The following is a 7,744-nucleotide window of genomic DNA, read 5'->3' on the forward strand; positions in this document are numbered from 1 at the left end:
CGGTCCCACCCTGTCGCGGGCCCCTCGGTGAGCGCGCCGACTGGTGGTGGTACAACCCCTTCCAACCCAAGGCACCACCCACCACCAACTGACCCTCCCATCGGACCAGGCGAAAAGAACTGAGGCGAAACACCATTCGCCGACCCAAGCCCGTTCGCCTAACGCGCCATACACCCACCTCTGCGCGGCATCCGGCCGCGTGCACGCTTCTCGCCCGAAGCGGTGAACGTGAGGTCAGTAACATCGGTGTCGTGGCACGTAACGGCCCGGGGGACGATTTCTACAATCAGCCGACGCAATTCGGCAATTGGGGCGAGGGCGCACAGCCGCCCCGGGCCGAGCCGTCCACCGTCGAGCACCCGGAGCCGGCGCCGGAATCGGTCCCGGAGGACGAGTGGGCACCGCCGGACGAGAACGAGCCGACAGCCTGGTATCGCAAGCCGGCGGCGTTGATCGCATGGGTCGCGGCCGTCCTGCTCCTGATCGGGCTGATCGTCTACGGCGTCCTCGAGCTCATCCACGACCGCCAGGGCAGCAGCCACACGCCCTCGACCAGCACGATTCCGTCGACGACCACGACCACCACCACGACGCCGCCGCCCACCACGACGACGACCACCGAACCGCCGACGAGCACCGCGCCCCAGCCGCCCGCCCAGCAACCCACCTATCAACCGACCCAGCAGCCGACGCGTCAGCCGACCCAGCCACCGTCCACGCATCGCCACCATCTGCCGGCGCTGCCGCCGGAGATCACCATTCCCGACGGGCCGGTGATCACGCTGCCGCCCGGCCTGTCCTGACGCGTCCGCCCCCGCACTTAGACTCGCGGGAGGACTCGCGGGGAATCCACCGCCACTATGGTGAGCGCCGCCGGGCGCCCGCCGGCACGACGACTGACACAGGGGTGCGCTATATGAGCGAGTCGCTCGGGCTGTCGATCGGAGTAGCCCATCTGGTCGCCGCGCGCGCGGGCAGCGCCCCGGTGACCCGCAGCCCCGTCGTGACGCTCTTCGAGAACCGGCCCACTGAGGTCGGCCTCCCGGAGGAGAACCCGAACCTCACCGAGCCGGGCCTGGTGCTGCGGGGCTTCGTCGAGCGCGTCGGGGACCGCACCCCATTGGTAGCGGCCGACGGCACCAAGTACCTCGGCGAGGTGCTGACCGTCGAAGCTATCGAAGCGATGGCGCGCACCGTGGGCTACGGGACGCCCGTCACGATCGCGGTGCCCGCGTACTGGTCGGAAACCCAGCTGGCGGCGCTGCGCGACGAGTTCTTCGCCCAGCCGGACCTGGCCCGCGGCGGCGTGGCCCCCGTGTTGATCCCCGACTCCACGGCGGCGCTGGCGGCGCTGAGGACCCAGCCGGGATTGCCGACCCAGGGCGTCGTCGCGCTGTGCGACTTCGGCGCGAGCGGCACCAGCGTCACCCTCGTCGACGCCGGGTCCGACTTCCGGCAAATCGGCCCGACGGTACGAAACACCGAGTTCTCGGGCGACGCCATCGACCGGCTCATCCTCGAACAGACGACCGCCGCGGCCGCTCCCACCAGCGCCGACCTCGCCAGCACCGCGCGCCTCGGCTCACAGACCCGCCTGCTCGACGACGCCCGTCGCGCCAAGGAACAACTGTCGACGGCCACCGCGACCACGGTCGCGACCCCGTCCGGGGAGCGCGTGGCGCTGTCCCGCACGGAATTCGAGCGGCTCCTGTCCGAACCGCTGAACCGGTTCGTCGGGGCCGTCGACAACCTCTTGAGGGACACGGGCATCGCGAACAGCGACCTCGCGGGCCTGGCAACCGTCGGCGGCGGCGCCGCCATCCCGCTGGTCGGAGCCCGCCTCGCCGAGCAATTCGGGGTGCCGGTGCGCACCGCTCCACAGCCCGCGTTCAGCGCGGCCGTCGGGGCGGCGACGCTCGGCGGGCAGGGGCTGTCGGCGGGCGCCCCCACCGCCGCGGCCGGTGCCGCCACCGCCGCGGCCGCCGCCGTCGAAGCCCCCACCGAAATGGTGCGCGCCGCCCGGGGCGCCGCCGCGAACCCGGTGCTGGCCTGGTCCGAAGACGCCGACGACGCCGGCGAGCCGGTGCCCTACACGGGCCCCGACATGACGGGACAGTACGGCGGCGAACCGCCCGCACCGCGCGACGCGGACGACGAGCGCTACGCCGCCGCACCGGGCGGGCTGCCGTGGTACAAGCGCACGGCGCTGGTCCTCAGCGTCGCGGGCGCCCTCGCGGCGGTGCTGGTGGCGGTGGTGCTCGCGCTGACGCTCGGCCACAACAAGACCACCCCCGTCAACACCACTCCCCCCAACCAACCGGCGCCACCGCAGCCGTCGCAAACCGTGACCATCACCGAGCCGAACGGCAGCACCACCGAGACCGTGGTTCCGGCGCCACCGCCGCCGCCCACGCAGCCGTCCGACACCTCGTCGGCGCCGCCGCCCACCACCACGACGAATCCGCCCCCGACGACCACGACCACACAGGCGCCGACCACCACGCAAGCGCCGACCACGACGGCCGCGCCGACCACGACGGCGGCGCCGCCGACGACCACCGCCGCGCCGCCCACCTCGCGGGTCAGGCCGCTGCCGCCTGTGATTCAGCTGCCGTTGCTCCCGGGCGGAGGTTAGGGCAGCCTTTCTCGCGGCGAAATCCGGGGAGATGTCACTATTGAGCAGGGCTAATCAGCAACAAGCAGGCTGAGAAACGCTGAACTAACAACGCATTGGAGAGGTCTCTTCGTGACCACACAGATGCTCATCAGACTCGTTGTGGGCATGGGCATGACGCTGCTCGTGCTCGCGCTCGCCGCGCGCCGGGTCCTGTTCCTGTTCAAACTGGTCACGTCCGGGCAACCGGCGCCCGGGCACACCAACGACCCCGGCCGGCGCGTCTGGACGGAGATCGCCGAGGTCTTCGGGCAGCGCCGCCTGCTGAAATGGTCGCTTCCCGGCCTGGCGCACTTCTTCACCATGTGGGGCTTCTTCATCCTGCTGACGGTCTACATCGAGGCCTACGGCCTGCTGTTCCAGGACAATTTCCACATCCCGATCATCGGCCGCTGGGGCGCGCTGGGCTTCCTGCAGGACTTCTTCGCCACAGCCGTCTTCCTCGGCATCACCACCTTCGCCGTCATCCGGCTCCGTAGCGAGCCGAAGGAGTACGGCCGCGCGTCGCGGTTCTACGGATCGCACACCGGCGGCGCCTGGATGGTGCTGTTCATGATCTTCAACGTCATCTGGACCTACGTCCTGGTGCGCGGATCGGCGGTCAACAACGGCACGTTGCCCTACGGCAAGCCGGCGTTCCTGTCGCACCTGTTCGGCGCGATCCTGCGCCCGCTCGGCCAGCCCGCCAACGAGATCATCGAGACGACGGCCCTGCTGCTGCACATCGCGGTGATGCTGGCATTCCTCATCCTCGTGCTGCACTCCAAGCACCTGCACATCTTCACCGCGCCCATCAACGTCATCTTCAAGCGGCTGCCCGACGGGCTCGGGCCGCTGCTGCCGATCGAGGCGGACGGCAAGCCGGTCGACTTCGAGAACCCGCCGGATGACGCGGTCTTCGGCCGCGGCAAGATCGAGGACTTCAGCTGGAAGGGCATGCTCGACTTCGCCACCTGCACCGAGTGCGGGCGCTGTCAGTCCCAGTGCCCGGCGTGGAACACCGGCAAGCCGCTGTCGCCCAAGCTCGTCATCATGGACCTCCGCGACCACTGGATGGCCAAGGCGCCCTACATCCTGGGCAGCAAGGAGGCCCCCACCGAGAACACCCCCGAGGGTGGGCTCGGCGAGGAAGTGTCCGGGGAGAAGCACGCCGAGGAGCACCACGTCCCCGAGTCGGGCTTCGGGCGCGTCATGGGATCCGGGCCGGAGCAGGCCACCCGCCCGCTGGTGGGAACCGCCGAGCAGAAGGGCGTCATCGACCCGGACGTGCTGTGGTCCTGCGTGACGTGTGGCGCGTGCGTCGAGCAGTGCCCGGTGGACATCGAGCACATCGACCACATCGTCGACATGCGCCGCTACCAGGTGATGATGGAATCCGAGTTCCCTTCCGAACTCTCGATGCTGTTCAAGAACCTGGAGAACAAGGGCAACCCCTGGGGCCAGAACGCCTCCGAGCGGACCGCCTGGATCTCCGAGGTGGACTTCGACGTCCCCGTCTACGGGGAGGACGTCGACAGCTTCGATGGGTTCGAGTACCTGTTCTGGGTCGGCTGCGCCGGCGCCTACGACGACCGGGCCAAGAAGACCACCAAGGCCGTCGCCGAGCTGCTCGCGATCGCCGGCGTCAAATACCTGGTCCTCGGCACCGGGGAGACCTGCAACGGCGACTCCGCGCGCCGCTCGGGCAACGAGTTCCTGTTCCAGCAGCTGGCGCAGCAGGCCGTCGAGACCCTGGACGGCGTGTTCGAGGGGGTCGAGGCCGTCGACCGCAAGGTCGTCGTCACCTGCCCGCACTGCTTCAACACCCTGGGCCGCGAGTACCGGCAGCTGGGCTCGAACTACACGGTGCTGCACCACACGCAGCTGCTCAACCAGCTGATCCGCGACAACAAGCTGGTCCCGGTGACCCCGGTGTCGCAGGACATCACCTACCACGACCCGTGCTACCTCGGCCGGCACAACAAGGTCTACGAGGCGCCGCGCGAGCTCATTGGGGCCGCCGGGGCGACCCTCACCGAGATGCCACGCCACGCCGAGCGGAGCTTCTGCTGCGGCGCCGGCGGCGCGCGCATGTGGATGGAAGAGCACATCGGCAAGCGGATCAACCACGAGCGGGTCGACGAGGCGCTGGCCACCGGGGCGGCCACCATCGCGACCGGGTGCCCATTCTGCCGGGTGATGGTCACCGACGGCGTCAACGACCGCCAAGAGGAGGCGGGCCGCGGCGGCGTCGAGGTGCTCGACGTGGCTCAGGTGCTGCTCGGGTCGCTCGAGTACGACAAGGCGACGCTGCCCGAGAAGGGCACGGCCGCCAAGGAGGCCGAGAAGCGGGCGCCCAAGCCCGAGCCCAAGGTGGAGGCCAAGGCCGGCGCGGCACCGGCCGCGGCGCCGGAGAAGCCCGCCGAACAGCCCGCCGAGGCCGCTGAGGCCAAGGCCGCGCCGGCACCGGCCAAGGGCCTGGGCATCGCCGGCGGGGCCAAGCGCCCGGGCGCCAAGAAGGCGGCACCCGCGGCTAAGGCGACCGAGGCGCCGGCGGAGGCGGCCACCGAGGCCCCAGCCGAAGCCAAGGCGCCCGCGGCTCCCGTGAAGGGACTGGGCATCGCGGGCGGGGCCAAGCGTCCCGGCGCCAAGAAGTCCGCACCCGCGGCCAAGACGACCGCGGCCAAGGCGACCGAAGCGCCGGCCGAGCCGGCCGAGGCGGCCGCCGAGCCGGCGGAGGCGAAGGCCCCGGCCGCACCGGTTAAAGGGCTGGGCATCGCCGCCGGCGCTAAGCGGCCCGGCGCCAAGAAGGCCGCACCCGCGGCCGAGGCGACCGAAGCCAAGGCCCCCGAGGCCCCGGTCGAGGCCAAGGCGACCGAAGCCCCGGCCGAGCAGCAGCCAGAAACGGCCGCCGAGCCGAAGCCCGGCACGCAGCCCGCGAAGGAGACAGACGGCGACGGGGGGGAGCCGCAGGCGCCGGTGAAGGGCCTGGGCATCGCCCGCGGCGCTCGTCCGCCCGGCAAGCGCTGATCAACCACCCGCGAGCTGAGTCACGGTTTGGCACCGCTCAGCAAATTTAGGTGGACAGCAGTGGCACCATTGGTGGCGTGACTACTCACCAGCTGCCCGTGCACGCGGGACACCACCGGCAGCGCACGTTCGCGCAGTCGTCCAAGCTGCAGGACGTTCTGTACGAGATCCGGGGGCCGGTGCACCAGCACGCCGCGCGGCTGGAGGCCGAGGGTCACCGCATCCTCAAGCTGAACATCGGCAACCCGGCGCCGTTCGGGTTCGAGGCTCCGGACGTGATCATGCGCGACATGATCCAGGCGCTTCCGTACGCCCAGGGCTATTCGGACTCCCAGGGCATCCTGCCGGCCCGCCGCGCGGTGGTGACCCGATACGAGCTGGTCGAGGGCTTCCCGCGGTTCGACGTCGACGACGTCTACCTCGGCAACGGATGCTCTGAGCTGATCACGATGACCCTGCAGGCCCTGCTCGACAACGGCGACCAGGTGCTGATCCCGTCGCCGGACTATCCGCTGTGGACGGCGTCGACGTCGTTGGCGGGCGGCACCCCCGTGCACTACCTGTGCGACGAGACCCAGAACTGGCAGCCCGACATCGCCGACCTGGAATCGAAGATCACCGAGCGCACCAAGGCGCTGGTCGTCATCAACCCCAACAATCCCACCGGCGCCGTCTACAGCCGCGAAATCCTCACGCAGATGGTCGACCTCGCGCGCAAGCACCAACTGCTGCTGCTCGCCGACGAGATCTACGACAAGATCCTCTACGACGACGCCAAGCACATCAACGTGGCCACGCTCGCGCCGGACATGTTGTGCCTGACGTTCAACGGCCTGTCCAAGGCGTACCGCGTCGCCGGATACCGGGCCGGCTGGCTGGCGATCACCGGGCCCAAGGACCACGCCAGCAGTTTCATCGAGGGGATCAGCCTGCTGGCGAACATGCGGCTGTGCCCCAACGTGCCCGCACAGCACGGCATCCAGGTCGCCCTCGGCGGACACCAGAGCATCGAGGACCTGGTGCTTCCGGGCGGGCGCCTGCTCGAGCAGCGCGACGTCGCCTGGGAGAAGCTGAACCAGATCCCCGGGGTGTCCTGCGTCAAGCCGGAGGGGGCGCTCTACGCGTTCCCGAGGCTCGACCCCGAGGTCTACGACATCGAGGACGACGAGCAACTGGTGCTCGACCTGCTGCTGCAGGAGAAGATCCTGGTCACCCAGGGCACCGGCTTCAACTGGCCGGAGGCGGATCACCTGCGGATCGTGACGCTGCCGTGGGCGCGCGACCTGGCCAAGGCGATCGAGCGGCTGGGCAACTTCCTGGTCAGTTACCGGCAGTAGACGGCCGCGCGTAGCCGAGTTTGAAATCTCGGCGAAACCGCGGCCCCCTTCACCGGCGACGGCGTCGCGCCTGGCGAAGCCTGTCGCTCTGACCGCTGAAGTAGGGCAGAAATGCCCTACCGGGCATCGCATGCATGCGTGACGCTCTTGTCGTCTTTTGCGGGTCGGCGGTAGGAGAACCGATGTCGTTTCTTAATGTGGCGCCCGAACTGGTGAGCGCGGCCTCAACGGACCTGTCGAACATCGCGTCGATGCTCAACGCCGCCAACGCCGCCGCGGCGGCCCCGACGACATCGGTGATGGCGGCGGCCGGCGATGAGGTGTCGGCCGCGATCGCAGCATTGTTCGGGGCACACGCCCAGCAGTATCAGGCCCTGAGCGGTCAGGCGGCAGCCTTCCACGATCAGTTCGTGCAGGCGATGGGCGCGGCGGGCGGCTCGTATACGGCGGCGGAGACCACCGCCGCGGCGCCGCTGCAGGGCGTGTTCGACGTGATCAATGCACCATTCCAGTCGCTGCTGGGACGCCCGCTGATCGGCAACGGTGCCAACGGGGCCCCGGGAACCGGGGCCAAGGGCGGCGACGGCGGCATCCTGTTCGGTAATGGTGGCGCCGGCGGCTCCGGTGCGGCCGGCCAGGCGGGCGGCGCCGGCGGAGCCGGTGGGATCCTCTTCGGTGCCGGCGGCCCCGGCGGCGCGGGCGGGGCCTCTTCGACCGGTAATGG

General features: G+C 70.2%; 5 protein-coding genes and 1 pseudogene. All 6 read left to right on the top strand.

Annotated elements, in window-relative coordinates:
• Positions 1–251 precede the first annotated feature (251 nt).
• Entirely contained in the window at positions 252–803 is a 552-nt protein-coding gene (locus GPY60_RS25870; RefSeq protein WP_156690546.1) for a hypothetical protein, read from the top strand.
• Positions 804–916: 113 nt separating this feature from the next.
• A complete protein-coding gene (locus GPY60_RS25875) occupies positions 917–2,635 on the top strand; it encodes an Hsp70 family protein (protein WP_156690547.1) in 1,719 nt (572 codons plus the stop codon).
• A gap of 111 nt (positions 2,636–2,746) precedes the next feature.
• A complete protein-coding gene (locus tag GPY60_RS25880) occupies positions 2,747–5,683 on the top strand; it encodes a heterodisulfide reductase-related iron-sulfur binding cluster (protein ID WP_156690548.1) in 2,937 nt (978 codons plus the stop codon).
• Positions 5,684–5,733: 50 nt separating this feature from the next.
• Positions 5,734–7,020: a pyridoxal phosphate-dependent aminotransferase gene (locus tag GPY60_RS25885; RefSeq protein ID WP_156690549.1), complete on the top strand. Its 1,287-nt coding sequence runs from the start codon at positions 5,734–5,736 to the stop codon at positions 7,018–7,020.
• A 251-nt stretch (positions 7,021–7,271) separates the two neighbouring features.
• A pseudogene (locus GPY60_RS27635) lies at positions 7,272–7,421 on the top strand (PE family protein); the annotation flags it as partial.
• Between the two features lie 90 nt (positions 7,422–7,511).
• Positions 7,512–7,744: PGRS repeat-containing protein (locus GPY60_RS27345; RefSeq protein WP_370462831.1), on the top strand; the 233-nt coding region annotated here is incomplete at its 3' end.

Origin of the sequence: Mycobacterium sp. Marseille-P9652, assembly GCF_902652685.1 — a bacterium.
Lineage (GTDB): Bacteria > Actinomycetota > Actinomycetes > Mycobacteriales > Mycobacteriaceae > Mycobacterium.